Annotated in this window: 1 protein-coding gene; it reads right to left on the bottom strand. The window is 37.8% G+C overall.

Translation table 11 applies throughout. From position 1 onward, the window contains the following. The coding region (locus H280_RS24295; RefSeq protein ID WP_196810769.1) for a non-ribosomal peptide synthetase at positions 1-2085 on the bottom strand (2085 nt) is incomplete at its 3' end. Between the last annotated feature and the right edge of the window lie 29 nt (positions 2086-2114).

Below are 2114 nucleotides of genomic sequence, written 5' to 3' on the forward strand. Positions count from 1 at the left end.
CCGACCTCCTGTATATGTCTGAACTAATGGACGCTCATAATCTGTAGGTAGCTGTAGTACTGGTAAATCACCACTTAATTTCTTTAACCAATACTGCATCTGTGATTCCATATATCTACTAGAGAACAATGACCTTTGCCATATAGTAAAGTCTCCATACTGAATTGATAGTTCAGCTAAAGGCGAGGGATCACCATTTGAGAGCGCATTATACAACTCACTTAATTCATTCATAATAACTCCAATCGACCAGCCATCAGTCACGATATGGTGCATTGTCATAAACAATACATATCGATCATATTCAAGCTTTATAAGCCTCCATCGGATTGGGGGACCTGCATGTAAGTCAAATGGAGCCTCAGCCTCCTCTTTTGCCACTTTTTCTAATTTTTCATCTTGTTCATCTTTAGCTAATAAACTCAAATCTTCTATAGGCAAATGTGTCCAAGAAGGTTGCAAAATTATCTGAGCATCTTCACCGTCTATTCGCCTAAATACTGTCCTAAGTGCCTCATGACGTCGTACAATTTCGTTTAGGCTACGCTCTAGGATATCCCCCTTACATTTTCCACGTAACTCCGTGAAAACAGGTACATTATACATCGAACTATCAGGTGCCAACTTGTACAAGAACCATAACCTCTGCTGTGCATATGACATTGGTAACACAGTTCGAGAATTCGTTCGAGGAATTGATTGGTATAAAAAGCTTTTACTTTCTGATACACACAAACTCTTAATATAGTCTGACAACGACTTAATTGTTGGTCTCTCAAAGAAGACTCCCATATCTATATACACATCGAACACTTCATGGATTCGAGAAATGACTTGCATAGCCATAAGTGAATGACCACCTACCATAAAGAAATCATCATCTACGCTAATATATTCTATTTTTAGAACCTCTCTCCATATATCTAGCAACATTTCTTCTGTAGGACTATATGAGTGTTTAGTATGAACTGCTTGATAATTAGAATTTGGCACAAATAATGCATTCTTATCAACCTTACCATTTGGTGTTAATGGTATTTGTTCTAGCCATACATATGTTGTTGGTATCATATATTCAGGTAGCCTTTGTATAAGTTTTTTACGTAGAAGCTGTGTATCACTTTGCGATTCCCCAACGATGTATGCCACAAGACTTTTATCCCCAGGCGTATCTTCTTTCACATCCACTATTGCTTCTTGAATACCTTCACACTGCCTTAACACAGATTCAATTTCTCCAAGCTCAATCCGATATCCGCGTATTTTGACTTGGTTGTCAATTCTTCCAATGAACCTAAGACTTCCATCTGGCAAATAGTGTACTAAGTCTCCTGTTTTGTACATCCGTTCTCCTTCTTTGTCTAAGAACGGATTTGGTACAAATCGTTCTGCCGTTAGCTCTGGACGATTTAAATATCCCTTTGCGAGACCATCTCCTGCAATATATAATTCTCCTGGTACACCAATAGGTACTGGATTCATTTTTTGGTCAAGTACATATACTTGTGTGTTTGCAATAGGAGATCCAATAGGTATTACACCAAATGAATTTGCTACTTCGTACCAAGTAGCAAAAGTGGTAGTTTCTGTTGGCCCATAAACATGAACAATTCTATTTCCTTGTGCAGCGATTACAACCCTGCGTACCTGTTCCGCATCAACAGCTTCTCCACCAAAAAAAACTTGTTTAACAGAAGAAAACAATTCAGGATAAAACTCTGAAAATTTATTAAACAACGCAGTTGTTATAAACATTACACTGATTCGATTTTGTTCAATCCACTTTTTAAATAAGGGAACCGACAGTAGAATATCTTTATTTGCTCCACAAAGTCTAGCACCATTAAGCAAAGCTCCCCAGATTTCAAAGGTTGCAGCATCAAATGAAATATTGGACACCTGAGCTACACAATCTCCAGGACTTATAGAAATATAGTTGTTATTTCTAATCAATCTTATCACCGCAAACTGCGGTATTAATACTCCTTTAGGCTTTCCCGTTGTACCCGACGTATAGATAACATATGCCAAATTATCTGGAGTTGATATATTCTTCGGATTACTCCCACTTTCTTGAGCAATCACTGGCCAATCCTCATCTAGTTGTACGATAC

Source organism: Bacillus sp. 123MFChir2 (assembly GCF_000383235.1).
Taxonomy (GTDB): domain Bacteria; phylum Bacillota; class Bacilli; order Bacillales; family Bacillaceae_G; genus Bacillus_A.